The sequence below is a fragment of the Bradyrhizobium sp. 187 genome, from assembly GCF_023101005.1.
GTDB lineage: Bacteria > Pseudomonadota > Alphaproteobacteria > Rhizobiales > Xanthobacteraceae > Bradyrhizobium > Bradyrhizobium canariense_D.
In genome coordinates this window covers 126548-149431 of sequence record NZ_CP064693.1, presented here as the reverse complement: position 1 = coordinate 149431, position 22884 = coordinate 126548, and the positions used below count along the sequence as shown (strand labels likewise).

General features: G+C 64.0%; 26 protein-coding genes. 15 read left to right on the top strand and 11 right to left on the bottom strand.

Going from position 1 to position 22884, the window contains the following annotated elements:
- Positions 1–81: 81 nt before the first annotated feature.
- Positions 82–1146 carry an MBL fold metallo-hydrolase gene (locus IVB19_RS00740; protein ID WP_247820870.1) on the bottom strand — a complete coding sequence of 355 codons (1065 nt, stop codon included), beginning with the start codon at positions 1144–1146 and terminating at the stop codon, positions 82–84.
- A gap of 330 nt (positions 1147–1476) precedes the next feature.
- Between IVB19_RS00740 and ffh the strand changes: the two genes are divergently transcribed.
- The 7 genes from ffh to IVB19_RS00705 all read left to right on the top strand — a co-directional run bounded on the left by ffh (position 1477) and on the right by IVB19_RS00705 (position 7401).
- Entirely contained in the window at positions 1477–3024 is a 1548-nt protein-coding gene (ffh, locus tag IVB19_RS00735; protein WP_018459806.1) for a signal recognition particle protein, read from the top strand.
- Between the two features lie 86 nt (positions 3025–3110).
- Positions 3111–3443, top strand: coding sequence for a 30S ribosomal protein S16 (gene rpsP / locus IVB19_RS00730; protein ID WP_007598827.1), 333 nt, complete (start codon positions 3111–3113; stop codon positions 3441–3443).
- Positions 3444–3452: 9 nt separating this feature from the next.
- Positions 3453–3998 carry a ribosome maturation factor RimM gene (gene rimM, locus IVB19_RS00725; protein ID WP_018459805.1) on the top strand — a complete coding sequence of 182 codons (546 nt, stop codon included), beginning with the start codon at positions 3453–3455 and terminating at the stop codon, positions 3996–3998.
- 118 nt (positions 3999–4116) lie between these two features.
- Complete coding sequence (gene trmD / locus IVB19_RS00720; RefSeq protein ID WP_018459804.1) at positions 4117–4872, top strand: tRNA (guanosine(37)-N1)-methyltransferase TrmD; 756 nt, start codon at positions 4117–4119, stop codon at positions 4870–4872.
- A 110-nt stretch (positions 4873–4982) separates the two neighbouring features.
- Entirely contained in the window at positions 4983–5366 is a 384-nt protein-coding gene (gene rplS, locus IVB19_RS00715; RefSeq protein WP_018459803.1) for a 50S ribosomal protein L19, read from the top strand.
- A gap of 323 nt (positions 5367–5689) precedes the next feature.
- Positions 5690–7096, top strand: coding sequence for a 3-isopropylmalate dehydratase large subunit (gene leuC, locus IVB19_RS00710; protein ID WP_026233880.1), 1407 nt, complete (start codon positions 5690–5692; stop codon positions 7094–7096).
- A gap of 95 nt (positions 7097–7191) precedes the next feature.
- A complete protein-coding gene (locus IVB19_RS00705; protein ID WP_018459800.1) occupies positions 7192–7401 on the top strand; it encodes a hypothetical protein in 210 nt (69 codons plus the stop codon).
- Positions 7402–7454: 53 nt separating this feature from the next.
- Here IVB19_RS00705 and IVB19_RS00700 read toward each other — a convergent pair whose 3' ends face one another.
- The 3 genes from IVB19_RS00700 to IVB19_RS00690 all read right to left on the bottom strand — a co-directional run bounded on the left by IVB19_RS00700 (position 7455) and on the right by IVB19_RS00690 (position 8774).
- Positions 7455–8015, bottom strand: coding sequence for a hypothetical protein (locus tag IVB19_RS00700; protein ID WP_026233879.1), 561 nt, complete (start codon positions 8013–8015; stop codon positions 7455–7457).
- 159 nt (positions 8016–8174) lie between these two features.
- On the bottom strand, positions 8175–8435 hold the full coding sequence (locus IVB19_RS00695) for a hypothetical protein (protein ID WP_026233878.1): 261 nt from the start codon (positions 8433–8435) through the stop codon (positions 8175–8177).
- A gap of 57 nt (positions 8436–8492) precedes the next feature.
- A complete protein-coding gene (locus IVB19_RS00690; RefSeq protein ID WP_018459797.1) occupies positions 8493–8774 on the bottom strand; it encodes a hypothetical protein in 282 nt (93 codons plus the stop codon).
- Between the two features lie 154 nt (positions 8775–8928).
- On the opposite strand from IVB19_RS00690, the gene IVB19_RS00685 reads away from it, so the two are divergent.
- From IVB19_RS00685 to IVB19_RS00670, 4 genes are all read left to right on the top strand, one after another.
- A complete protein-coding gene (locus IVB19_RS00685; RefSeq protein WP_026233877.1) occupies positions 8929–9330 on the top strand; it encodes a metallopeptidase family protein in 402 nt (133 codons plus the stop codon).
- A gap of 106 nt (positions 9331–9436) precedes the next feature.
- Positions 9437–10042: a 3-isopropylmalate dehydratase small subunit gene (gene leuD / locus IVB19_RS00680; protein ID WP_018459795.1), complete on the top strand. Its 606-nt coding sequence runs from the start codon at positions 9437–9439 to the stop codon at positions 10040–10042.
- A gap of 136 nt (positions 10043–10178) precedes the next feature.
- Positions 10179–10964: a glycosyltransferase family 32 protein gene (locus IVB19_RS00675; protein ID WP_018459794.1), complete on the top strand. Its 786-nt coding sequence runs from the start codon at positions 10179–10181 to the stop codon at positions 10962–10964.
- A gap of 225 nt (positions 10965–11189) precedes the next feature.
- Positions 11190–11609, top strand: a complete 420-nt coding sequence (locus tag IVB19_RS00670) for a hypothetical protein (RefSeq protein WP_026233876.1) — start codon at positions 11190–11192, stop codon at positions 11607–11609.
- 51 nt (positions 11610–11660) lie between these two features.
- Here IVB19_RS00670 and IVB19_RS00665 read toward each other — a convergent pair whose 3' ends face one another.
- Together IVB19_RS00665 and IVB19_RS00660 are read right to left on the bottom strand one after the other, a co-directional pair.
- Complete coding sequence (locus IVB19_RS00665; RefSeq protein WP_247295776.1) at positions 11661–13355, bottom strand: caspase family protein; 1695 nt, start codon at positions 13353–13355, stop codon at positions 11661–11663.
- 108 nt (positions 13356–13463) lie between these two features.
- On the bottom strand, positions 13464–14345 hold the full coding sequence (locus IVB19_RS00660; protein ID WP_018459792.1) for an HpcH/HpaI aldolase/citrate lyase family protein: 882 nt from the start codon (positions 14343–14345) through the stop codon (positions 13464–13466).
- 110 nt (positions 14346–14455) lie between these two features.
- Here IVB19_RS00660 and IVB19_RS00655 point away from each other — a divergent pair, with 110 nt between their 5' ends.
- A complete protein-coding gene (locus IVB19_RS00655) occupies positions 14456–15100 on the top strand; it encodes a carbonic anhydrase (RefSeq protein ID WP_018459791.1) in 645 nt (214 codons plus the stop codon).
- 115 nt (positions 15101–15215) lie between these two features.
- Here IVB19_RS00655 and IVB19_RS00650 read toward each other — a convergent pair whose 3' ends face one another.
- Entirely contained in the window at positions 15216–16250 is a 1035-nt protein-coding gene (locus tag IVB19_RS00650) for an aspartate-semialdehyde dehydrogenase (RefSeq protein ID WP_018459790.1), read from the bottom strand.
- A 116-nt stretch (positions 16251–16366) separates the two neighbouring features.
- Here IVB19_RS00650 and IVB19_RS00645 point away from each other — a divergent pair, with 116 nt between their 5' ends.
- Entirely contained in the window at positions 16367–17155 is a 789-nt protein-coding gene (locus IVB19_RS00645; RefSeq protein ID WP_018459789.1) for a hypothetical protein, read from the top strand.
- A gap of 156 nt (positions 17156–17311) precedes the next feature.
- Positions 17312–17698: a hypothetical protein gene (locus IVB19_RS00640; protein WP_018459788.1), complete on the top strand. Its 387-nt coding sequence runs from the start codon at positions 17312–17314 to the stop codon at positions 17696–17698.
- Positions 17699–17846: 148 nt separating this feature from the next.
- On the opposite strand, the gene leuB is transcribed toward IVB19_RS00640, so the two are convergent.
- On the bottom strand, positions 17847–18959 hold the full coding sequence (gene leuB / locus IVB19_RS00635; RefSeq protein ID WP_018459787.1) for a 3-isopropylmalate dehydrogenase: 1113 nt from the start codon (positions 18957–18959) through the stop codon (positions 17847–17849).
- Positions 18960–19091: 132 nt separating this feature from the next.
- Between leuB and IVB19_RS00630 the strand changes: the two genes are divergently transcribed.
- Positions 19092–20282, top strand: coding sequence for a YbfB/YjiJ family MFS transporter (locus tag IVB19_RS00630; RefSeq protein WP_018459786.1), 1191 nt, complete (start codon positions 19092–19094; stop codon positions 20280–20282).
- Positions 20283–20420: 138 nt separating this feature from the next.
- Here IVB19_RS00630 and IVB19_RS00625 read toward each other — a convergent pair whose 3' ends face one another.
- From IVB19_RS00625 to IVB19_RS00615, 3 genes are all read right to left on the bottom strand, one after another.
- Positions 20421–21203 (bottom strand): molybdopterin-dependent oxidoreductase, encoded by a 783-nt coding sequence (locus IVB19_RS00625; RefSeq protein WP_247820869.1) that lies wholly within the window; start codon positions 21201–21203, stop codon positions 20421–20423.
- Between the two features lie 14 nt (positions 21204–21217).
- Positions 21218–21847 carry a cytochrome b/b6 domain-containing protein gene (locus tag IVB19_RS00620; protein WP_018459784.1) on the bottom strand — a complete coding sequence of 210 codons (630 nt, stop codon included), beginning with the start codon at positions 21845–21847 and terminating at the stop codon, positions 21218–21220.
- A gap of 183 nt (positions 21848–22030) precedes the next feature.
- On the bottom strand, positions 22031–22585 hold the full coding sequence (locus IVB19_RS00615; protein WP_018459783.1) for a fasciclin domain-containing protein: 555 nt from the start codon (positions 22583–22585) through the stop codon (positions 22031–22033).
- Positions 22586–22884: the final 299 nt, after the last annotated feature.

Below are 22884 nucleotides of genomic sequence, written 5' to 3'. Positions count from 1 at the left end.
TGCCGCTACAGACTCCATTGTCGTCCCGGCCGCAATTGCGCACTAGGCCGGGACGACAGCGGGTTCGAAGCGACGGCGAAGCTAGATCTCCACCACCTGCCCCGGCTTCATCGCCACAAATCTTTCCTGCGGAACCTTCGCGGCATCGAGCGCCTCGACCAGCGCTTTCGCCGGCGCATCGATTGCTTCATCGGTCAGCTGAAACGTGCCGTGGTGATGCCCGAGTGCGGCTTGCGCGCCGCAATCCGCGAGCGCCTTCACCGCGTCTTCCGGGTTCATGTGCTGGTCGTGCATGAACCAGCGCGGCTCATAGGCGCCGATCGGGAGGATCGCCAGGCGGAGCGGCCCGTGCCTCTCGGCGACGCGGCGGAAATGCCCGCCATCGCCGTAGCCGGAATCGCAGACGACGTAGATTTTCCCCGCAGGCGTCTCCAGCACGAAACTCGCCCACAGCGCCTTGTTGCGATCGAACATGCCGCGCGCCGACCAGTGCCGGGTCGGCACCAGGGTCACGGCGATACCGCCGCCGAGCTCGACGCGATCATGCCAGTCGAACGCTTCCACCTTGATCGTCGCATCGGTGCTGCGCATCGTGACGTCATTGCCGAGCGGGGTCACCACACGCGGCGCAAAATTCTTGGCGAGCCGCGACAGCGTCGCCATGTCGAGATGATCGTAATGGCCGTGCGAGACCAGCACGACATCGATCTTCGGCAGCTTGTCGAACGCAATGCCGGGATCGTTGTGCCGTTTCGGCCCGGCGAAGCTGACGGGCGAGACCCGCGTCGACCAGACGGGATCGACGAGAATATTGAGGCCGCCGGTCTGGATCAGCCAGCTGGCGTGGCCGACGAAAGAGAGCCGCACCTTGTCGCCGTGGACGCGGTCGGGCGGGGCGTCGGCAGGGGGGCTCGGCGCCCAATCCGGCCAAGTCGCGCGCTGCCGCTTGCCGCCGAATTGCCAGCGCAGGACCTCACGAAGCGATTTCGGCGGCACGCCGTCCGGATCGAAGAAGTTCAGGCCGTCGAAATGGTCGGAGACCGGGCCGTCATAGGTTTTCATGCGGGACATCCAAAGGGAGGGCACGCCGACCAATGCGCCGGCACCGGCGAGCAGTCCGAAAAGGCGGCGGCGGGTGATCGGCACGGAACTGGCTTCAAAGATGGTCGGAGGGGGAGGACATCACCGCTATATGGGCGGGGTCTGCGGAAAAGGAACCCGCCGCCGGAAAGTTCATCTTTTCAAGGCTTTGCCTTCCAAAGCAGCCCCGGCCACCCTAACTTTCCTTGACTTTCGGGCGTCAGCGGCGTTTAACCCCGGCACTTCTCGGAAAGGCTTTCTTTTCGACCCGCCGACTGGTCCCAGAGGCCAGAGGCCAACGCCCGACAGCGCGATGCGCCCTCGGGCGTGAAGGTGTTTGGATTTCTGCTCCCTCGCCCCGCGCTTGCGGGGAGAGGTGAAAAAAGGACAACGGCATTGTTCGACAATCTGTCGGAACGGCTTGGCGGCATTCTCGATCGTCTGACGGGGCGCGGTGCGCTGACCGAAAAGGACGTCGACGCCGCGATGCGCGAAGTGCGCCGCGCACTGCTGGAAGCCGACGTCGCGTTAGAGGTGGTGCGCAGCTTCACCGAGCGGGTCCGCGAGCAGGCGATCGGCGCCACCGTCGTCAAGTCGGTGACGCCAGGCCAGATGGTGGTCAAGATCGTCCATGACGAGCTGATCAACACGCTCGGCGCCGAAAGCCAGACCATCGACATCAATTCCGTGCCGCCGGTGCCGATCATGATGGTCGGTCTGCAAGGCTCCGGCAAGACCACCACCACCGCAAAGCTCGCCCGTCGCATGGTCCAGCGCGACAAGCGCAAGGTGCTGATGGCGTCGCTCGACATCTACCGTCCCGCGGCGATGGAGCAGCTGGCCGTCCTGGGCCGCGATCTCGACATTCCGACGCTGCCGATCGTCGCCGGCCAGCAGCCGGCGCAGATCGCGAAGCGCGCGCTCGAGGCCGGCAAGCTCGGCGGCTACGACGTCGTGCTGCTCGACACTGCCGGCCGTACCACGCTCGACGAAGAGATGATGGCGGAAGCGGCAGCGATCAAAGCCGCCGCCAATCCGCATGAAGTGCTGCTGGTGGCGGACAGCCTCACCGGCCAGGACGCCGTCAATCTCGCTCGCGCCTTCGACGAGCGCGTCGGCCTCACCGGTATCGTGCTGACGCGCGTGGACGGCGACGGCCGCGGCGGCGCCGCGCTGTCGATGCGCGCGGTCACCGGCAAGCCGATCAAGCTGCTCGGCACCGGCGAAAAGACCGATGCGCTGGAGGATTTCCATCCTGATCGTATCGCCGGCCGCATCCTCGGCATGGGCGACGTGGTCTCGCTGGTCGAACGCGCTGCCGCCAACATCGATGCCGAAAAGGCCGCGCGCACCGCCGAGCGCATGCGCAAGGGTCAGTTCGACCTCAACGACATGCGCGAGCAGCTGTTGCAGATGGCCAATATGGGCGGCATCAGCGGCCTGATGGGCATGATGCCCGGCATCGCCAAGATGAAGAACCAGATCGCGGCCGCCGGCATCGACGACAAGATTTTGAAGCGCCAGGTCGCGGTGATTGATTCGATGACGCGCGACGAGCGCCGTCATCCCGATTTGCTCAAGGCCAGCCGCAAGAAGCGCATCGCCGCAGGTTCCGGCCAGAGCGTCGAGCAGGTCAACAAGCTGCTCAAGATGCACCGGAACATGGCCGATATGATGAAGGCCATGGGCTCCGGCAAGCGCGGTCCGCTCGCGGGCATAGCGCAGGCGATGGGCTTTGGCGGCGGCATGAAGCCGCCTTCGCCGGAAGAGATGAAGGCGCTGCAGGAGAAGATGCAGGGTGGCGGCGGACAGGGTCTGCCCAGCCTGCCGAAGGATCTACCTGCCGGGCTGCGCCAGGGTCTGCCGAACGTTCCGGGCCTGACCGGGCTGAGCGGCAAGCCGATGCTGCCGGGTCTCGGCGGTTTCCCTGGCAAGAAGAAATGAGGAATTCGTCGCGGGAGATCGCAGCGGTCTCGCGCAACGCGGAATACCAATCAACCGAACAAAACGTACTTTGAAGGAGAACTTAGATGTCCGTCGTTATCCGTCTCGCCCGCGCTGGCACCAAGAAGCGTCCCGTCTATCACGTCGTCGTCGCCGATTCGCGCTTTCCGCGCGATGGCCGCTTCATCGAGCGTCTCGGCTATTTCAACCCGCTGCTGCCGAAGGACAACGAGACCCGGCTGAAGCTCGACATGGACAAGGTGAAGGCCTGGCTCGCCAAGGGCGCGCAGCCGTCGGACCGTGTATCGCGCTTCCTCGACGCCGCCGGCGTCAAGAAGCGCGAAGTGCGCAACAACCCCGAGAAGGCCGTGCCGCGCAAGGAGCGCAAGGCGCAGGCCGAAGCCGCCGCGAAGGGTTAAGGCCAGATCATGCCGGCGCTGGTCTGCGTCGCGCGGATCGGCGCCGCGCATGGTGTGCGCGGCGCGGTCAAACTGTGGACCTTCACGGAAGATCCGTTTGCCGTGCGGAGCTACGGTCTGCTTTCGTCCAAGGACGGCAAGCGCCAGTTCGAGGTCGCAACGGCGCGCGCGGCCAAGGATCATCTGGTTGCAACGTTCAAGGGCGTCACGACTCGCGATGAGGCCGAGCGCCTCAACGGCATCGAGCTCTACGTCGCGCGCGAAAAGCTGCCCGCGACGGACGAGGGCGAATATTACCACACCGATCTGATCGGGCTCGCCGCCGTCACCATGGCCGGCGATGCGCTCGGCCGCGTGCTCGCGATCCACAATTTCGGCGCCGGTGACATCATCGAGATTGCGCCGCCCACAGGCACCACGATGCTGCTGCCGTTCACCGATGCGGTGGTGCCGGAGGTCGACATCGCCGGCGGCCGCGTCGTGATCGCGCTGCCGCAGGAGATCGCGGGCGAGGATCCCTCCCCGGGTCGTCCCGGCGAAGGCCGAGACCCATAACCACAGTGCCAGAATTTTTAGCTAAGCTGATCGCGCCAGCCGTCGCCAAACGAAGTGCGGTGGTTCTGGGTCCCGGATCTGCGCTCCGCTTGTCCGGGACGACAATAACTGAGATCCGATGACCAACCCCTCACCCTGGCGCGCGACGGTGCTGACGCTGTTTCCGGAGATGTTTCCGGGGCCGCTGGGCGTGAGCCTGGCCGGCCGGGCGCTGGCTGGCGGGCTCTGGGAGCTGGAGGCGCGGGACATCCGGGCCTCGGCCACCGACCGCCACCGCAGTGTCGATGACACCCCGGCCGGCGGCGGACCGGGCATGGTGCTTCGGGCCGATGTTCTGGCGGCCGCGATCGATGCCGCCGGGATCGGGCCGGACCGGCCGAAACTGCTGATGAGCCCGAGGGGTCGGCCATTGACCCAGGCCCGGGTTCTCGAACTCGCCAAGGGCCCGGGTCCTCTGATCGTCTGCGGGCGGTTCGAGGGGGTGGACCAGCGCGTGATCGACGGGCGGGGCCTGGAGGAGGTCTCGATTGGGGATTACGTCCTCTCCGGCGGCGAAATCGCGGCCTTGGCCCTGATCGACGCCTGTGTTCGGCTGCTTCCGGGCGTGATGGGCAAGGAGGCCTCGGGAACCGAGGAAAGCTTCTCGGACGGCCTGCTCGAATACCCCCAATACACCCGGCCGCAGCGGTTCGAGGGAACCCCGATTCCGGAGATCCTGACCTCCGGTGACCATGCCAAGGTCGCCAGCTGGCGGCGGGAGGAATCCGAGGCCCTGACCGCGGCCCGGCGACCGGATTTGTGGGCCCGGATCCCGAGCAAAGTCCCGAATCGGGGCGGACGCCAAAAAACGCCAAAAAACAAGACAGACGGGTGACAAACGCTCCGGCTTGCCTTATAGCAGCGGCCACATCCGCAATGGCTGGATAAACGAATTTCGCGCAGCCCCCGTTTTCCAAGGCTGGGCGCGCCGATGGAGATTTACCCATGAACCTGATCCAACAGCTCGAAAAAGAGCAATTCGACAAGCTCTCCGCCAACAAGGAGATTCCGGAATTCGGCCCCGGCGATACCGTGATCGTCAACGTGAAGGTCGTCGAAGGCGACCGCACCCGCGTGCAGGCCTATGAAGGCGTTTGCATCGGCCGTTCCGGCGGCGGTCTCAACGAGAGCTTCACGGTGCGCAAGATTTCGTACGGCGAAGGCGTGGAGCGCGTGTTCCCGGTGATGTCGCCGATGATCGACTCGATCAAGGTGGTGCGCCGCGGCAAGGTGCGTCGCGCCAAGCTCTATTATCTCCGCAACCTTCGCGGCAAGTCGGCCCGCATCGTCGAGAAGAAGCAGGACCGTCCGGCTGCCGTCAACGAGTAAGCTCCGCTTACAGGCGAGTTTCCAAAAGCGCGGGGCCAACCCCGCGCTTTTTTGTTGCGTCAGCCGTGCGCGTCAAAGCCCTCGCGATTCCGGTTCGGCCTGCTATATATTCTTGGAATGTTTCCAGATTTGACCAGCCTCTCGCCCGTCAAGCGCGTCGTCATCGACGATCGCTCGCGGCTGCCTGGCCGGTTCTTCGGACGCTTCGCGACCTCGGCAACGTCAGAGCTTACGCGCGCAGCCTAAAAGCTGCGCTGACGATTTTGTTGCCCGCGCGCTATCCGCGCAACCCGCTCTACACAACATTCCTGGAGCTGACGCTCATGTCCAAGCCGACCACATTGTACGACAAGATCTGGAACGACCATCTGGTGCACGAAGCCGAGGACGGCACCTGCCTGCTCTATATCGATCGCCATCTGGTGCACGAGGTCACTTCACCGCAGGCGTTCGAAGGCTTGCGCGCCACCGGACGCAAGGTGCGCGCGCCGGAGAAGACGCTGGCCGTCGTCGACCACAACGTGCCGACCACCGACCGCACCAAGCCGAACCCCGACCCTGAAAGCATCGAGCAGATCAAGGCACTGGCCGACAACGCCCGGGAATTCGGCATCGAATATTACGACGAGTTCGACAAGCGTCAGGGCGTCGTCCATGTCATCGGCCCCGAGCAGGGCTTTACGCTGCCCGGCACCACCATCGTCTGCGGTGACAGCCACACCTCGACGCATGGTGCGTTCGGCGCGCTCGCGCACGGCATCGGCACGTCGGAAGTCGAACATGTGCTGGCGACGCAGACGCTGATCCAGAAGAAGGCGAAGAACATGCGCGTCACTGTCGACGGCAAATTGCCGGATGGCGTGACGGGCAAGGACATCATCCTCGCCATCATCGGCGAGATCGGCACCGCGGGCGGTACCGGCTACGTGCTCGAATACGCCGGCGACGCGATCCGTGCGCTCAGCATGGAAGGCCGCATGACGGTCTGCAACATGTCGATCGAAGGCGGTGCACGCGCCGGACTGGTCGCGCCGGACCAGAAGGCGTTCGACTTCCTGCGCGGCCGCCCGAAGGCACCGAAGGGCGCCGACTGGGACGCGGCGATGCGTTACTGGGAGAAGCTGCGCTCGGACGAGGGCGCGCATTTCGACCACGAGCTGCGGCTCGATGCCGCGAAGCTGCCGCCGATCGTGACCTGGGGCACGAGCCCTGAAGACGTGATCTCGGTCACCGGCAGCGTGCCCGATCCCGACAAGATCGCGGACGAGGCCAAGCGCCTGTCGAAGCACCGCGCGCTGAAATACATGGGCCTGACCGCGGGGACGAAGATCACCGACATCAAGCTCGACCGCATCTTCATCGGCTCCTGCACCAACGGCCGGATCGAGGATCTGCGCGCCGCCGCCAAGATCGCGGAAGGCAAGCAGGTCGCAGGCGGCGTCAACGCCATGGTCGTGCCGGGCTCCGGCCTCGTGAAGGAGCAGGCCGAGGCTGAAGGTCTGGACAAGATCTTCATCAAGGCCGGCTTCGAATGGCGCGAGCCCGGTTGCTCGATGTGCCTCGCGATGAACCCCGACAAGCTGGCTCCGGAAGAGCGCTGCGCCTCGACCTCGAACCGCAACTTCGAGGGCCGCCAGGGCTTCAAGGGCCGCACCCATCTGGTGTCGCCGGCGATGGCCGCAGCCGCTGCGATCGCGGGTCACTTCGTCGACATCAGGGAGTGGCGGTAAGCTGCTCCCTGCAATTTGAGTGATTGCGGCAAACCGCCGTTAATCGGCAGCGCCGACACTGTGTCCTCGCGAGCGTTTCGCGAGGACACCAGCTCATGGCCAGCAAGCCTGAATATGTCGATCTGATCAGCGCGGCGACGCCCCAGCACCGGCGGCGCGCGGCACCGCTGCGCATGGTCGCCAAGCCCGAGGTCGAGGAGGCCTCGAAGCTCAGCCGCTGGCCGCCGGCGATGTTCAAGCAATGGAAGCTGGAGAACCTCACGCGCTGGACGTCGGCGACGTGGAAACTGAAGGATTGGCTTTAGGCCACCGGATGAACAAGGGCGCCGTCGAGGCGCCCTTTTCATTTCGGTCGTGCTTACCAATAGCGATACGGATGGTGCCAGCGATGCCAGCGGCAGACGCGGCGCGGGCCGTAATAGGTCCAGATGACCCGGCAGCGGCGCGGATGGCTGTAATAGGGATAGTAGCCGCCATAGTAGCGCCGGTGGAAATGGCGATGGCCGTAATAGGCGGGACGATAGATGCCGTAGCGATGGAATCCGCCTCCGCCATAGTGGCGAACTCCGCCGTAACGATAGCCGCCGCCATGAAAGGCGGGTGCGGCCCGGAAGCCACCAGCGTGGAAACCACCGCCGCGGAAGCCACCGATATGTCCTCCGCCACCGTGGAAGCCGCCTCCACCGTGGAAACCGCCGCCGCCATGAAAGCCGCCGCCATGTCCACCACCACCGCCGCCGCCGTGGCGAACCTGGATCATGTCGTCACTTGCGGCCTTCGCCGCAGGCAACGCGGTCGGATTGACTGGTGTCATCGCTTCAGCGCGGCGCGTCGTGCCGGCCGACAACATCAGCGTCGCGGCGGCCGCAATTCCGAGCAAGCGCATCCGGCTTGCCTTGAGACCCAATATCCTCAGCATCGACTTCTCCCTGAATCTGGACAGCGGAGTTGCGACGCTCGCTCCCGGCTCGCGTCATCCGTGTTCATTGGCGGTCGCTCCCGAGATTAAATTACGGACAGCGACGTGAACCCATCATGAATGAACGGCATTCCGCGGAAGCGCCTGCAGGCTAGTGCATCACCGCCACGGTCCATAGCCGAACACGAATGGCGCCGGCACGGCATAGGGATAGGGGCGGTAGAAGACCGGCCGCGCGTAATAATGCGGATCAGGACGCGGAGCGTAATGCATGATGTCGGGCCGCACATGTCGCCCTCCGTCGAACGCCGCGCGCCCTGCCGAGGCATCCGGCAGCTTCGTCACCCTATGCGCTGCAAAAGCGTGAGGCAGGCCTGCGGCAAGTCCGGCAGCGACGGCCAACGCGATCCATCTCATCATGACGGCCTCTGCCTGCAACATGGCGCTTCATCGGCGCGCGACGGCATCGCGCTCGTATCAGCCCCGGCGCCAGTAGCAGCTCATATGCGGCACGATCACCGTGCCGCTCGGGCGATATTCCTGCACATAGGTGGCGTTGCACTCGCGGACCGCATCGGGACCGGGATTGTAGCGGGGATAGACGCCATCCGGACTGTAATAGGGCGTGACGCGCAGGCGCGCCGGGGTCCGCTTGCGCGGCGGCGGCAGATCGTCTCGCGAGGCCGCTTGGGCCAGCCTGATCCCGGGAGCCGCGGTCTGGGCCTCCGCGCCAACGCAAAACTGCGAAAACAACCCCATGCACAGTAGCGTCAGCGCTGTTTTCGCTCGCATTTTTCTGCCCACCTGAACGTCCACTTCGAGGCCTAAGCTCCCCGTTTTGACGGCGCTCGTCAACCTCGCCGCGCTTATAAAGCCGGATGCATCGCCGCGAAACCCACGCTATGAGAAGCCCATGTGGACGGAATTGAAAGCGCCCTCGCTGGCCGAGATGGAAGCGATGGCGCATGAAGTGTTCGAACGCCTGCCGGCGGAGTTTCGTAGGCTGTGCGAGGGCGTGATCATCCGCGTCGACGACTTCCCCACCGAGGAAGTCCTGGACGAGATGGCATGCGAGAGCGAGTTCGACCTGCTCGGCCTGTTCCAGGGCGTCGGCCTGCCGCAGCAGAGTTTTGCCGACGTGGCGCGGCTGCCCAACATGGTCTGGCTCTACCGCCGGCCGATCCTGGATTACTGGGCCGAGCACGACGAAAGCCTCGGCCATATCGTTCGCCACGTCCTGATCCACGAGATTGGCCATCATTTCGGCCTGTCGGACGACGATATGTCCGCGATCGAGGCTCAAGAGCCGGGTTGAGCAGAGAGCCCGGTTAGGCAGACGAGATCTGCCGAATTCGGCCTAGGATTTCCGCCCCGATCGCGATAAATACCGGTTCCCTAGACCATCCCGGGAAAGCGCAACCATGGACAAGTTCACCACGCTGGAAGGCGTCGCGGCGCCGCTGAAGATCATCAATGTCGACACCGACATGATCATTCCGAAGCAGTACCTCAAGACCATCAAGCGCACCGGCCTTGGCAAGGGGCTCTTCTCCGAGCAGCGCTACAAGGACGACGGCAGCGAGAACCCCGATTTCGTCCTCAACCAGCCCGCCTATCGCAACGCGAAGGTGCTGGTCGCCGGCGACAATTTCGGCTGCGGCTCGAGCCGCGAGCACGCGCCCTGGGCGCTGCTCGACTTCGGCATCCGCTGCGTGATCTCGACCTCGTTCGGCGACATCTTCTACAACAACTGCTTCAAGAACGGCATTCTGCCGATCCGCGTGGCCCAGGAAGACCTCGACAAGCTGTTCGACGACGCCGAGCGCGGCGCCAACGCGACGCTGACGATCGACCTGCCGAACCAGGAGATCCGCGGTCCCGACGGCGGCAAGGTCAAGTTCGAGATCGACCCGTTCCGCAAGCACTGCCTGATCAACGGCCTCGACGACATCGGCCTGACGATGGAGAAGAAGGCCTCGATCGACACCTATGAGGACAAGCTAAAGCGCGAACGCGCCTGGGCCTGATCTCAAGTTTTTGTTCAAGCCCCGGTGCTACAAGCGCCGGAGCTTTTTCTTTGTTCTGATTATCCCGTATCTTTCGAGCATGATCTTGTCGGAAAACCGCTGCACACTTTTCCGGATCATGCTCTAAGCTCCGCGCATGCTGCCCGACATCGTCACCTTCTGGCACGGCCCGATGGACGCCTTGCGCCAGACCTGTCTGCGCTCGCAGCTGGCTGCCGGCCACAAGGTCACGGTCTACAGTTTTGACACCATTCCCGGCCTGCCCGCAGGCGTCGAGAATGCCGATGCCGAAGCTATCCTGCCACATGCGTTCTCCGAACGATTGCGACCGCCGCAGCCGGACGGCAGCTGGCGCGACTGGACCACGCTTCAGTTCAGCGACTTCTTCCGCATGAAGCTGATGGCGAAGGACCTCGGCCTCTGGCTCGACGCCGACGTGCTGCTGCTCAGGCCCGTCGAGATCGATCCGGCAAAGCCCTATTTCGCGTGGGAGCGGCCGCGCCAGCTCGGCAACTCCGTGATTTACCTTCCACCTGAACACGGCATCGTTGCCGCTTTCGAAGAGCTGATGGAGCAGGAGGAGCTGACGCCGAACTGGCTGTCGCTGCGCCATCGCGTCACGTTTGCGATGCGCCGCCTGCGCGGCGGCTCGAACCGCCTCTCCGACATCCGCGTCGCGATCTTCGGGCCGGCGGCACTCACCGCGCTCGCGCGCCGCACCGGCGAGCTGCACTGCGCCTTGCCGAAGCAATCGTTCTACGCCGTGCATGCCGAGCCAAAACTGTTCTTCGATCCCTCGAGCTATCTCGGCCTCGTCACCGACCGCGACATCATCGGCCTGCATATCTCGCCCAAGGGCCGCGGCGGTGAGAAGCCGATCCCGGGCAGCCTGTATGCGTGGGCGGCGGAGCGGTTCGCATAATTTTCTCCGCTGTGCGGCGCTCTCGCGCCCGGACGCAGCGCAGCGCGAAGCGGTGCGTTGCTGAGCCGGGGCCCAGCGATGCGGCGAGATGGCTCCGGCTCTGCGAGCAGCGCTTCACGCTGCAGCGCGTCCGGGACACGAGAGCTGTATTTGATCCAGCGCAACGCGCACCTGCACCATTGTGCCTAATCTCGCTCCAATTCCGTCGTTCGAATGGAGCTTCGCATGAGCACCGCAACCAGGCCTTATCCCATTGTCCAGGACCTCATCGAGTCCTTTGCAAGCTGGCTGAAGCATCGCCGCGAGCTGAACGAGATCCGGCAGCTCGACCGCGCCGATTTCGACCGGATCGCGCAAGACCTGCGGATCGCGCCTGACGATCTGGAAGATCTGGTCCGTCACGGCAAGCACGCCGCCGACGAGCTGCCGAAGATGCTGGAGCAGCTCGGCATCAGTGCCGAAGGGCTCGGCCGCGCGCATCCGCTGCTGCTGCGCGACATGGAGCGGGTGTGCGCGCTTTGCAGCCACAAGGGCCAGTGCGATCGCGAGCTGGCCGACGGCACCGCCGCGGAGAACTATCACGGCTTCTGCGCCAATGCCTCGACACTGGAGTCGCTCGACCGTGCGGATCACGCGCATCGCTAAGGCGTTGCCCTTATCAAAGGATTAGTTTAGCGGCAGGATGTCCCGCCGGTGCTAGATCACGCCCGTACGGGCACAAGCCTCGCGCCGGGCAAATCCTTTGACGAGTTTTCTGCAAGCACGATAGCGCTCTTCCATGCTCGTCCCACTGACATTGCCTGACGGGCTCGGTTCGGCCGCGCTTTCCTTTTTGGCGGCACGAGGCTGCGAGGTTTTCTCGCGCTTGCTTGAAGCATCCTCCGGCGCTGGCACGAGCTTCCAGACAGGGCGGAGCTCTATGTTCGCCTTCTCAGTTGGATTTTCCTTGTTGACGGACGACAGCGTAAGGACGTTCTTGTCCATCCTGACGGTGACGGGTGTTCCGCTGATGGAAAATTTGTCGTTCACAATGTATTCGGCAAACGACCGGTACCCCGCCTCATCCTTCACCCACGATGCCTTTGTCGGCGGTCCCCAGAGGTAGTGTCCCTTGGCTAACCCGGTGGCAGAGACTTCCGTAACGATCAGCATGGCATACCGTCCTTTGCCATTCGTCCATCCACGTTTGTTGGACCACACGCCGACAAATCTGGAGTTAGCATTGAGCGGATCATTCTGATCAGGCGATATAGCGTAGCTTGGCAGTTTGAGTTGCTGAGCTGCCGCGATGGCTGCAACTTTCTGGTTATCTTCGGGCGCAAATAGATTTCGGACGACGGTTTTTGCGTCCGGTTTCGGAGGGGCAGCTGGGGATGAGAGCACCGCAACTTCGTTGGCCTTGAAATTCTTCACCCGCTGGCGCGCTTCTGCGGCGTGGCTGCTGCGGGGGTACCTGGTCAGAAACTCCTCGTAGAGGCCTGCCACCGTGGACGTCTGGATAGCCAGCCAAAACTTCTCGTCCTCCGCGGCATCTGCAGGCGCGGGAGCCGACGCGACTGGCGCTTGAGCGCTCGCCACCGGAGCTCTCAGGTAAATCTCTTCCTTCGACAAAGAGCCGTATACGAAAGGCTGCTGCTCGCGTCTGGTGGCCGCCATCACGTCGTCACGAACACGACGAAACAGAAACGATATCTCCAGCCCCGGCGTTTCAATGTGGCGAAGGAGCGATGCCGTGAATGGGCTGTTCCGGCCATCCCCGTCGCTTGCCGTAGTACCGTCCCGGGCGGCGTACGCAATCAGAACGTTATCGGATGGCTCCGTCGGAGCGAGTCCGCGAGCCACGGCCCGGGTGCTCAGCGAGCGTCTCATCTTTGCGGCAAAAGGATTGTTGCGGCATGCGTCCAGTATCACAAGGCCCAACTTTCGTGCCTTCGAAACCTGAAGGCTCACCGAGCGCAGGCTGATGGCCTCGCTTTCGATGTCGGTATCGCTGCGCAGCTCTGCGCCGACCGGAATCAGCCAGTTCTCGCCGCTGACCTCCATGCCGTGTCCGGCATAGAAAACGACCGCAAGGTCTGCTCCCTCCGCAGAGCGGCCGAACTCGACGACAGACTTCCTCATCTCTTGCGCAGTCGCGTTCTTGACCTGGGTGACTTTGAAGTCGAGCCGCTCCAGCGCGCGGCCGATGTCGGCCGCATCGCGCGTCGGGTTCGGCAACTCGGCTACCTTCTCATAGGCGCCGTTACCGATGACGAGCGCAACCCGAACCTGCTGCGCAAGCGCCGGCGTGGCGAATGGAAATGACGTAACGAGAAGGACTGCTAGGAAAAAAATGCGCATCAAATGCTTGCCCGGATCAATATCGAGCGTGAGGGTAGCATTGTCTTTCACCACCGCAACGGGAAAAGCCGGGATCGTGGTCGTTCAGAGAACCGCGGCTCCCCGAGCATACCGGTAACCGCGTCAATGTTCGTTCGGCTTGAGCGCAACCGCCTGCCCTCAGCCCTTCCCCATCGCCGCAATCGCGTCCGCGATCTCGATCGTGCGCCGCGCCATGTCGGCGTGCAGCCGCTCCACCATGGCGCCGTCGAGACGGATCGCGCCGCGCGAGACGTTCTCCGGCAGCTCGAACGCGGCGATGATCTTTCGCGCGCGCGCGACTTCCTCCTCCGGCGGGGTGAAGATCGCGTTGCAGGCTTCGATCTGCGAGGGGTGAATCAGCGTCTTGCCGTCGAAACCGAGATCGCGGCCTTGCGCGCATTCGGTGGCGAAACCATCGGAGTTGGCGATGTCGCTATAGGGGCCGTCGAGGATTTCGAGGCCATGGGCGCGCGTCGCCAGGATGCAATGGGAGATCATCGGGATCATCGCCGCGCGGCCCGGCAGCATCTTGATGCGCGTCTCGCGCGAGATGTCGTTGGGCCCGAACACGAAGCCTGACAGGCGCCGCGCTGGATCGCGCCCGGCGGCAGCGAGTTCTTCGGCATGCAGTACCGCGCGCGCGGTCTCGATCATGGCCCAGACCTTTACGGTCGGCGCCGCGCCGAGTTCGGCGAGACGGCGGCCGATCGTGTCGAGCTCCTCCACGCGTGAAACCTTTGGAACCAGGATGCCGTCGGGCGAGGCATTCGCCGCCATCGCGACATCGTCGGCCCACCAGGGCGTGTCGAGGCCGTTGGTCCGGATCAGGATCTCGCGCTTGCCGAACCCTTTGGCCGCGATCGCGGCCGCGATGCCATCGCGTGCCACTGCCTTGGCATCGGGCGCGACGGAGTCTTCCAGGTCGAGGATCAGGCCGTCGGCGGCGAGATTGCGCGCCTTTTCCAGCGCGCGGGGGTTGGAGCCGGGCATGAACAGATGGCTGCGGCGCGGGCGGGTCATGCAAGCGTTCCTTCCGGTTTCCTCATCTCATTCCGACCGAAGCCGATAGCATCTGGCCTGCCTATTCGAAAGGCTTGTTCGTCCCAGCGGTATATGATTAGGCATAGGCCATGACCACATTCCCAGAGCATTTGCTGGAAGGCTACAAGGCCTTCGCCACCCAGCGGCTGCCGACCGAGCAGACCCGCTACCGCGAGCTGTCGGTGAAGGGGCAGTTCCCTGAAGTGATGGTGATCGGCTGCTGCGACAGCCGCGTCTCGCCCGAAGTGATCTTCGACGTCGGGCCGGGCGAACTCTTCGTCGTCCGCAACATCGCCAATCTGGTGCCGGTGTATCAGCCCGACGGCAACGCGCATGGCGTCTCGGCGGCGCTGGAATATGCCGTGACGGTGCTGAAGGTGAAGCACATCGTGGTGCTCGGGCACGCCCAGTGCGGCGGCATCCGCGCCTTCGTCGACAAGATCGAGCCGCTCACGCCGGGCGACTTCATCGGCAAATGGATGCAGATGTTCATCAAGCCGGGCGAAGTGGTGGAGCAGCGCGACCACGAGACCATGGCGCAATTCGTCGAGCGCATCGAGAAGGCCGCGGTGTTCCGCAGCCTGGAAAACCTGATGACCTTCCCGTTCGTGCAGAAGGCGGTCGAGAGCGGCCAGATGCAGACCCACGGCGCCTATTTCGGCGTCGCGGAGGGATCACTGTTCGTGCTGGACAAGGCGGCGAAGGAATTCAGGAACGCGCGCGAGATGGCGTAGGTCCGCAGCTCTTGTGGGGTGGGCAAAGCGAAGCGTGCTCACCACTTTTCTAGCAATTGTGGAAAGATGGTGGGCACGGCGCTTCGCGTCTTTGCCCACCCTACGGCAGCACGGCTTACGCCGCCTTCTTCTTCGCGCTGATCAGCTTGCGGTTGATCAGGACTTCCGCGATCTGGATCGCGTTGAGCGCGGCGCCCTTGCGTAGATTATCCGAGACGCACCACAGCACGAGACCGTTCTCCACCGTCGCGTCCTCGCGGATACGGCTGATATAGGTGGCGTCCTCGCCGGCGGCTTCATACGGCGTGGCGTAGCCGCCGGGCTCATGCTTGTCGATGACGAGACAACCCGGCGCCTTGCGCAGGATGTCGCGTGCTTCGTCCGCGCTGATCGGGTTCTCGAACTCGATGTTGACGGCCTCGGAATGGCCGACGAAAACTGGCACGCGCACGCAGGTCGCGGAGAGCTTGATCTTGGGATCAAGAATCTTCTTGGTCTCCGCCATCATCTTCCACTCTTCCTTGGTGTAGCCGTCCTCCATGAAGACGTCGATCTGGGGGATGACGTTGAAGGCGATGCGCGCCGGAAACTTGTTATTGATCAGCTCCTGGTTGGTGTAGACGGCCTTGGTCTGCGAGAACAGTTCGTCCATCGCGTCCTTGCCGGCGCCCGACACCGATTGATAGGTCGAGACCACGACGCGCTTGATCGTCGCCTTGTCGTGCAGGGGCTTGAGCGCGACCACGAGCTGCGCGGTCGAGCAGTTCGGGTTGGCGATGATGTTCTTCTTCTTGAAGCCCGCAGTCGCGTCCGCATTCACTTCCGGCACGATCAACGGCACGTCCGGGTCCATGCGCCAGGCCGAGGAATTGTCGATCACGACCGTGCCGGCGGCGCCGATCTTCGGCGACCATTCCTTCGACACCTCTCCGCCGGCCGACATCAGGCAGATGTCGACGTCGGAGAAGTCGTAATGCTCCAGCGCTTTGACCTTCAGCGTGCGGTCGCCGTAGGAGACCTCGACGCCCATGCTGCGGCGTGACGCCAGGGCCACCACCTCGTCCGCAGGGAATTTGCGCTCGTCGAGGATGTTGAGCATTTCCCGTCCGACATTGCCGGTCGCGCCGACGACTGCGACTTTGTAACCCATCGTTCACTCTCCGACGAAAAAGCTCTTTCCTGAAGCTGAGGCTTAAACAGGAAGAGCAGCGCTTCTATGCGAGAACCGGCCTCAAGACAACGTTGGACCATGCCTTAGGGACGTGGATGCACTCGCCCGAGGCCAGCACGGCCGCAAACCCCACCCAGATCCATCTGGCGCTTGCAGCCTTCGCCGACGAGGTCGTCGGCACGCTGGCGCGCCTGTTCGCCTATGTGGGGATTTTGGTACTGTTTGCCATCCTCGGCCTTGCCGCACTCGGCCAGCTGCCCAACTTGCGCGACGATGATCCGGCGCTGAAGCCCGATTGGAGCGTGGCCGACCGGTCGCCTCCGGCCTTCGCCCTTAGCCGGCTCGATTCGTCAGAAAAAACAGCTTCTTACGCGATCTTCAGGCATCCCGAAGGCGGCCGCAGGGACGTGATGCGCTGGGCCAGCGAGGCAGACAGGACCGTGGCCGAGCTCGAGATTTACCGGGAAGGCGGCGAATTCGACGTGACGCGTCCAGCAACAATGGATCTGGCCGTCCGGATGGGACTGGGCACCGCGACCCCGCTGGAGCAAGCCGGCCTGATCGACACGAAATTCGGCCCCGTCGCCCTATTCCAGCCGACCGGTCCGGCGGAGGGCGCGCGGGCCTGCCTCGGCTACCTCAAGCGCAGCGAGGAGCCGGCGCTCCAGATCTCCGGATTCTCCTGCCAGGGCGACAGCCTGCCTGCGCGGCGCGCCGCGATCGCCTGCACGCTGAACCGGCTAACGCTGCTGACCTCGGGCAACGAGCCGAAGCTGGCCGAATTGTTCGCCCATGCGGAGCTGAAGCGCCGCCCCTGCGCGCCCCCGGGCGCGTCGGACTGGCTGCTCGGCGCCGCCAATGCGCAGTTGCGCGGCGCGCTCTGATCGGCATCAAGCTCAAGTGGCTGTATCCATGCAACTTTTGCCGGCGCGCACGATTATTCAGCGCTGGTGTGACCCAATAGACCTAGTTGCAGCCGCCCCGGCCGGGTTAGTATGAGCGTGAAATTGATTGGCGGCTTGCCGCCTGAAGGGGACGTGATGAGCTCGAATTTCTCTGCCGCGAACAAACTGGCGATGTGGCTTACGGCCGGCGCCGTGATTGCCATGTCCTCAGCCTTCGCGACACCCGCCTCGGCCGACACCAAGAAGCAGCGCTATGACAGCGGCCGTCACTATTACGGCCCGAGCGGCCCCAATTCGAGCTATCAGCAGGGCCGCACCCGCATCTATGTGAGCAAGCGCTCCTGGCTCGACGGCGGCACCGAGGTCAATCCGGGCGACCGCAAGTTCTCCGACTACGCCTTCCCGCCGGCGGTAGGCTATCCGACCTTCGCGCGCGAAAATCTCAACCGCCCGATCGATCGCCAGCCGCTGAGCACGCCGCAGGATGTTGGCGGCTATCCGCAGAATTTCCCGCTGTACTGAGGCGGACATATCGACCGAATCAAATGGCCGGGCTCGCGCCCGGCCATTTTTGTTTGTCGTGTAGCCCGGATGGAGCGAAGCGCAATCCGGGATTTTCGACACGCGGGAAGAACGCCGGATTTCGCTTCGCTCCATCCGGGCTACGGCTCTAAGCGTGCAGCTTCTGCAATTCCTTCAAGATCGCTTCGCCCATCTGCGTGGTCGAGGCGGCAGTGGTGCCTTCCGACTTGATGTCGGCGGTGCGCAGGCCGCTGGCCAGCACCGCGGCGATCGCGGCGTCGACCTTGTCGGCGAGCGCGCCCATGTCGAAGGAGTAGCGCAGCGCCATGCCGAAGGACGAGATCATCGCGATCGGATTGGCGAGGCCCTGGCCTGCGATATCAGGCGCCGAGCCGTGCACGGGCTCGTACAGCGCCTTGCGCTTCTTGCTCTTGACGTCGACCTCGCCGAGCGAGGCCGAGGGCAGCATGCCGAGCGATCCCGTCAACATCGCAGCAATGTCGGACAGCATGTCGCCGAACAGATTGTCGGTGACGATGACGTCGAACTGCTTCGGCCATTTCACCAGCATCATGCCGCCGGAATCGGCGAGCTGATGCTCGAGCGTGACGTCGGGATATTCGCGCTTGTGGACCTGGGTCATGACCTCATTCCAGAGCACGCCCGACTTCATGACGTTGCGCTTCTCCATCGACGTCACCTTGTTCTTGCGCTTCTTCGCAAGCTCGAAGGCGACGCGGCCGATGCGCTCGATCTCATAGGTGTCGTAGACCTGGGTATCGATGGCGCGCTTCTGGCCGTTGCCGAGATCGGTGATGGTCTTGGGCTCGCCGAAATAGACGCCGCCGGTGAGTTCGCGCACGATCATGATGTCGAGGCCCTCGACCGCCTCGCGCTTCAGGCTGGAGGCCTCCGCCAGCGCCGGGTAGCAGACCGCGGGACGGAGGTTGGCGAACAGACCGAGATCCTTGCGCAGGCGCAGTAGGCCGGCTTCGGGGCGCACCTCGTAGGGCACCGCGTCCCATTTGGGACCGCCGACCGCACCGAAGATGATGGCGTCGGCCTCCTTGGCCTTGGCCATGTCGCCTTCCGAGATCGACACCTTGTGTGCGTCATAGGCCGAACCGCCAACGAGGCCGGTGTCGGTCTCGAACTTGGCGATCCCCGCCGAACTGAGCCAGTCGATCAGCCGCTTCACCTCGCCCATCACCTCGGGGCCGATACCGTCGCCGGGAAGCAGCAGCAGTTTGTGGGTCGCCATGGTCGTTTCCTCTGAGGTCGATTTCGGCCGGAGTGCTAGAGCGGCGTTGCGTGCTTGGCAAGACACCATTGCCGCTTCGGTTCTGTGCAACGCGGGCAGGGCCTGCCACACTGCGCATGCCGGAGTACCCATTTGCACGCCCCTGAACGTCCCCCGCCCGACGCCCATCCCGCGCGGCTGATCCTGACCCTGTCGCTGGCTGCGACGGTTGGGCTGGGTATCGGCCGCTTCGCCTATTCGCTGGTGCTGCCCGACATGCGGGAGGACCTCGGCTGGTCCTACTCGGCGGCCGGTTTCATGAACACCATCAACGCCGTCGGCTACCTCGCGGGCGCGCTTGTGGCATCCCGGTTGATCGAACGGGTCGGCTGGTCGGCCGCGATCCGTGGCGGAACCCTGGCCTGCGTCGCCGCGCTTGCGACTTGCGCGCTGACCGGGAACTTCGTTGCGCTGAGCCTGGCCCGTCTCGTGCTGGGCGTTGGCGCCGCGGCCGGTTTCGTCGCCGGCGGCGCGCTGGCCGCTTCCATTGCGCAGTCGCGCCCGGAGCGGGCCAATTTCCTGCTGAGCCTGTTCTATGCCGGACCCGGCATCGGCATTCTCGCCTCGGGCCTGATCGCCCCGTTCACGCTGCAATATTTCGGGCCGGGCTCGTGGTGGATCGTGTGGTGGGCGATGACGCTGCTGTCTGTCGTCATGACCGTGCCGCTGTTCCTGGTCCGCATCGAGAGCGGCGTGCGTTTCTCGCAAGGCGGCCACGGCGCCTTCGCCATTTTTCCGGTGCTGATCTACCTCGCCGGCTACTTCCTGTTTGGCGCGGGTTACATCGCCTACATGACCTTCATGATCGCCTATGTGCGCGACGGCGGCGGCGGGGCCGCAGCGCAGGCCGCGTTCTGGAGCCTGATTGGCTTGAGCGCCTTCGTCACGCCGTGGGCCTGGCGCCGCGTGCTCGCGCTCGATCGCGGTGGTCTTGCCACCGCCATCATCCTCGGCACCAACGCGCTCGGCGCCGCCCTGCCGATGCTCGGGCATTCGCCGGCATGGCTCGCGGTCTCGGCGATCGTGTTCGGCGTCGCCTTCTTCGCCGTAGTCGGCTCGACCACCGCCTTCGTGCGCTTCAACTATCCGCCCGAGGTGTGGCCGACCGCGATCGCGGCGATGACGATCTCGTTCGGCGTCGGCCAGACGCTGGGCCCGATCGTGGTCGGCGCGATCACGGACGCGCTGGGGAGCTTGAGTTACGCGCTGAATGTGTCGGCGGCGCTGCTGGCGCTGGGCGCGGTTGCCGCGCTGTGCCAGCGGAAAGTGGAGCCGGCCTCATAACAAGTGTCGTCCCGGCGAAGGCCGGGACCCATAACCACAGGGAGCATTTTGGGGAAGACTGGTCGTTCGGGATTGGCATCTAGCGAAAATCGATAGACCTCGCGGTATGGGCCCCGGCCTTCGCCGGGACGACAACAGCTAGCTTCCGCTGAACGAATTGTACCCCTGGTCTTCCCAATAGCCGCCCTTGTAGTCGTTGGTGACTTCCATCGACACCACGTATTTCGGGTTCTTGAAGCCGAGCTTGGTCGGCACGCGGATCTTCATCGGGAAGCCGTAGGCGCGCGGCAGGATTTCGCCCGCATATTTGAACGTCATCTGGGTCTGCGGATGCAGCGCGGTGCGCATGTCGAGCGGAGAATTGTAGCCGTCCTTGTCGGCGCACTGGAACCAGACATACTTTGCGCGGATGTCGGCGCCGATCAGCTTAAGGAAGTCGCGCATGGGTGTACCGGTCCAGCTGCCGATCGCGCTCCAGCCCTCGACGCAGATGTGACGGGTGATCTGCGTAGCCTGCGGCAGCTTGTACAGCTCGGGAAGCGTCCACGACTTCTTGTTCTCGACGAGACCGCGGACTTCGAGCTTCCAGTCGGCACCGTCGACATCGGGCGCGTCGTCGAGATCGTAATAGGCGTTGAACGGAAACGGCTTTGTGATCGCGCTCTCGGGAAACGTCGGCGCCAGCGCGTCGGGATTGAAGATGAAATCCTGCACGGCATCGTTGAATTTCGAAACCGACTTCAGCATCTCCTCCGCGGAGGACGAGTCGATCACGTCGCAGCCGGTGAGCAGCGTCAGCGCCCCGAGGCTTGCGCCGCCCGCGATGAAGCGGCGGCGGCTGACCTCTGGCATCGTCTTGATGGAATCCTTGATCAGCAGCCGCTTGTCGACGCCCGGGATCAGGAATGAGCGCTTCGCCATGACTCTCTCTCCACTCAACGGCCGATGATCATCGCGCGCAGGCTCTTCGGCACCAGCAGCGCGAGTAAAACATGAATGACCAGGAAGGCGCAGATCGCGGCCATGCAGAAGAAATGGATGTAGCGCGCGGTCGGATAGTCGCCGAACAGGGACACGAGCCAGTGCAGTTGCACCGGTTTCCACATTCCCAGCCCCGACAGCACGATGATCACGCCGATCAATATGATGCCGGCATAGAGCACGCGCTGGACGTAATTGTAGACGGAGAGATCGGCATGGCCGAGCTTGAAGGTCAGCGCAGCCCTGACGTCGTGGAGCACGCCGGATGGGGTGATCGGCAGCAGTTTTTTCCGGAAGCGGCCGGTGGCAAGGCCGGTGACGAGATAGGCAAGGCCGTTGATCATCAACAGCCACATCGCCGCAAAGTGCCAGAGCAGGCCGCCACCGAGCCAGCCGCCGAGCGTGTACTCGCGCGGAAAGCTGAAACCGAACAGCGGCGAGGCGTTGTAGATCTGCCAACCCGACAGGATCATCAGGATCATGGCGAAAGCGTTGATCCAGTGCATGACCCGGACCCAGGCCGGCTGGATCACTTTGGCCGGGGTGGCGCTGACCTGCTCGTCGGTGACTGTGAGGCTCGACATGGCGGTTCCGTCCTGAACATCGTCTGACAGCAATTATACGCCGATGCTTCCGCTTTCGTTACGCCCTGTTCGGCATCGAATCCATGTCGGCTGGCTATCGTGGTCACAATAAAGCGAGCCGGGTACCCCCGGCTCGCCATTTCGTCGCATCCGGTTCGGGGATGAAGCCGGACGGCGCGGTGTTTACGTCGCCGGCATCAGCACGGTGTCGACCACATGGATTACACCGTTCGACTGGTTGACATTGGAGATCGTCACCATCGAGGTACCGCCCTTGGCGTCGAGGATCCAGACCTTGCCGTCCTGCTTCTTCACCGTCAGCTCCTCGCCTTCGGCGGTCTTCATCTTCTTGCCGTCGGTGAGGTCGGACGCCTCGAGCTTGCCGGGCACGACATGGTAGGTGAGGATCTTGGTCAGCGTCGCCTTGTTCTCGGGCTTCACCAGAGTGTCGACGGTGCCGGCCGGCAGCTTGCCGAAGGCGGCGTTGGTCGGCGCGAACACCGTGAACGGACCCTTGCCTTCCAGCGTCGGCACCAGGCCGGCCGCCTTCACCGCCGCCACCAGCGTGGTGTGGTCCTTCGAGTTGACGGCGTTCTGGACGATGTTCTTGGACGGGAACATCGCGGCGCCGCCGACCATGACGGTCTTTTCCTCGGCGCGGGCGGGCGCGACGACGGTCGCGGTGATGGCCAGCGCGCTGAAGGCCGCAGCGGTGAGATAGGCAATACGCTTCGACATGGAGGGTCTCCCGATTGGATTGTGACCGGCGATTGCCGGCGTTCGAGTTGGGCAACAACAGTGGCTGCGACCTGCGAGTGTGAAGCAGCAGCGCCGTCGTTGGCTCGAACTACGGGAGCGTTTGCGAAGCGGTTTCGAACAAAACTTCTTTGTGATGGGTGAAACTAAGTGCGTGGTTCTCCGTGGGGGGCGTCATTGCGAGGAGCGAAGCGACGAAGCGATCCAGGCTGCCACCGCGGATGCACCGCTGGATTGCTTCGCTTCGCTCGCAATGACGCGCCTCGACGATCTACCTGCCG

Bases quoted from the DNA above. Each gene is read 5' to 3' on its own strand.
- rpsP (WP_007598827.1), top strand. From the start codon at position 3,111: ATGTCCGTCGTTATCCGTCTCGCCCGCGCTGGCACCAAGAAGCGTCCC.
- rimM (WP_018459805.1), top strand. From the start codon at position 3,453: ATGCCGGCGCTGGTCTGCGTCGCGCGGATCGGCGCCGCGCATGGTGTG.
- trmD (WP_018459804.1), top strand. From the start codon at position 4,117: ATGACCAACCCCTCACCCTGGCGCGCGACGGTGCTGACGCTGTTTCCG.
- rplS (WP_018459803.1), top strand. From the start codon at position 4,983: ATGAACCTGATCCAACAGCTCGAAAAAGAGCAATTCGACAAGCTCTCC.
- leuC (WP_026233880.1), top strand. From the start codon at position 5,690: ATGTCCAAGCCGACCACATTGTACGACAAGATCTGGAACGACCATCTG.
- IVB19_RS00705 (WP_018459800.1), top strand. From the start codon at position 7,192: ATGGCCAGCAAGCCTGAATATGTCGATCTGATCAGCGCGGCGACGCCC.
- IVB19_RS00700 (WP_026233879.1), bottom strand. From the start codon at position 8,015: ATGCTGAGGATATTGGGTCTCAAGGCAAGCCGGATGCGCTTGCTCGGA.
- IVB19_RS00695 (WP_026233878.1), bottom strand. From the start codon at position 8,435: ATGATGAGATGGATCGCGTTGGCCGTCGCTGCCGGACTTGCCGCAGGC.
- IVB19_RS00690 (WP_018459797.1), bottom strand. From the start codon at position 8,774: ATGGGGTTGTTTTCGCAGTTTTGCGTTGGCGCGGAGGCCCAGACCGCG.
- IVB19_RS00685 (WP_026233877.1), top strand. From the start codon at position 8,929: ATGTGGACGGAATTGAAAGCGCCCTCGCTGGCCGAGATGGAAGCGATG.
- leuD (WP_018459795.1), top strand. From the start codon at position 9,437: ATGGACAAGTTCACCACGCTGGAAGGCGTCGCGGCGCCGCTGAAGATC.
- IVB19_RS00675 (WP_018459794.1), top strand. From the start codon at position 10,179: ATGCTGCCCGACATCGTCACCTTCTGGCACGGCCCGATGGACGCCTTG.
- IVB19_RS00670 (WP_026233876.1), top strand. From the start codon at position 11,190: ATGAGCACCGCAACCAGGCCTTATCCCATTGTCCAGGACCTCATCGAG.
- IVB19_RS00660 (WP_018459792.1), bottom strand. From the start codon at position 14,345: ATGACCCGCCCGCGCCGCAGCCATCTGTTCATGCCCGGCTCCAACCCC.
- IVB19_RS00655 (WP_018459791.1), top strand. From the start codon at position 14,456: ATGACCACATTCCCAGAGCATTTGCTGGAAGGCTACAAGGCCTTCGCC.
- IVB19_RS00650 (WP_018459790.1), bottom strand. From the start codon at position 16,250: ATGGGTTACAAAGTCGCAGTCGTCGGCGCGACCGGCAATGTCGGACGG.
- IVB19_RS00645 (WP_018459789.1), top strand. From the start codon at position 16,367: ATGCACTCGCCCGAGGCCAGCACGGCCGCAAACCCCACCCAGATCCAT.
- IVB19_RS00640 (WP_018459788.1), top strand. From the start codon at position 17,312: ATGAGCTCGAATTTCTCTGCCGCGAACAAACTGGCGATGTGGCTTACG.
- leuB (WP_018459787.1), bottom strand. From the start codon at position 18,959: ATGGCGACCCACAAACTGCTGCTGCTTCCCGGCGACGGTATCGGCCCC.
- IVB19_RS00625 (WP_247820869.1), bottom strand. From the start codon at position 21,203: ATGGCGAAGCGCTCATTCCTGATCCCGGGCGTCGACAAGCGGCTGCTG.
- IVB19_RS00620 (WP_018459784.1), bottom strand. From the start codon at position 21,847: ATGTCGAGCCTCACAGTCACCGACGAGCAGGTCAGCGCCACCCCGGCC.
- IVB19_RS00615 (WP_018459783.1), bottom strand. From the start codon at position 22,585: ATGTCGAAGCGTATTGCCTATCTCACCGCTGCGGCCTTCAGCGCGCTG.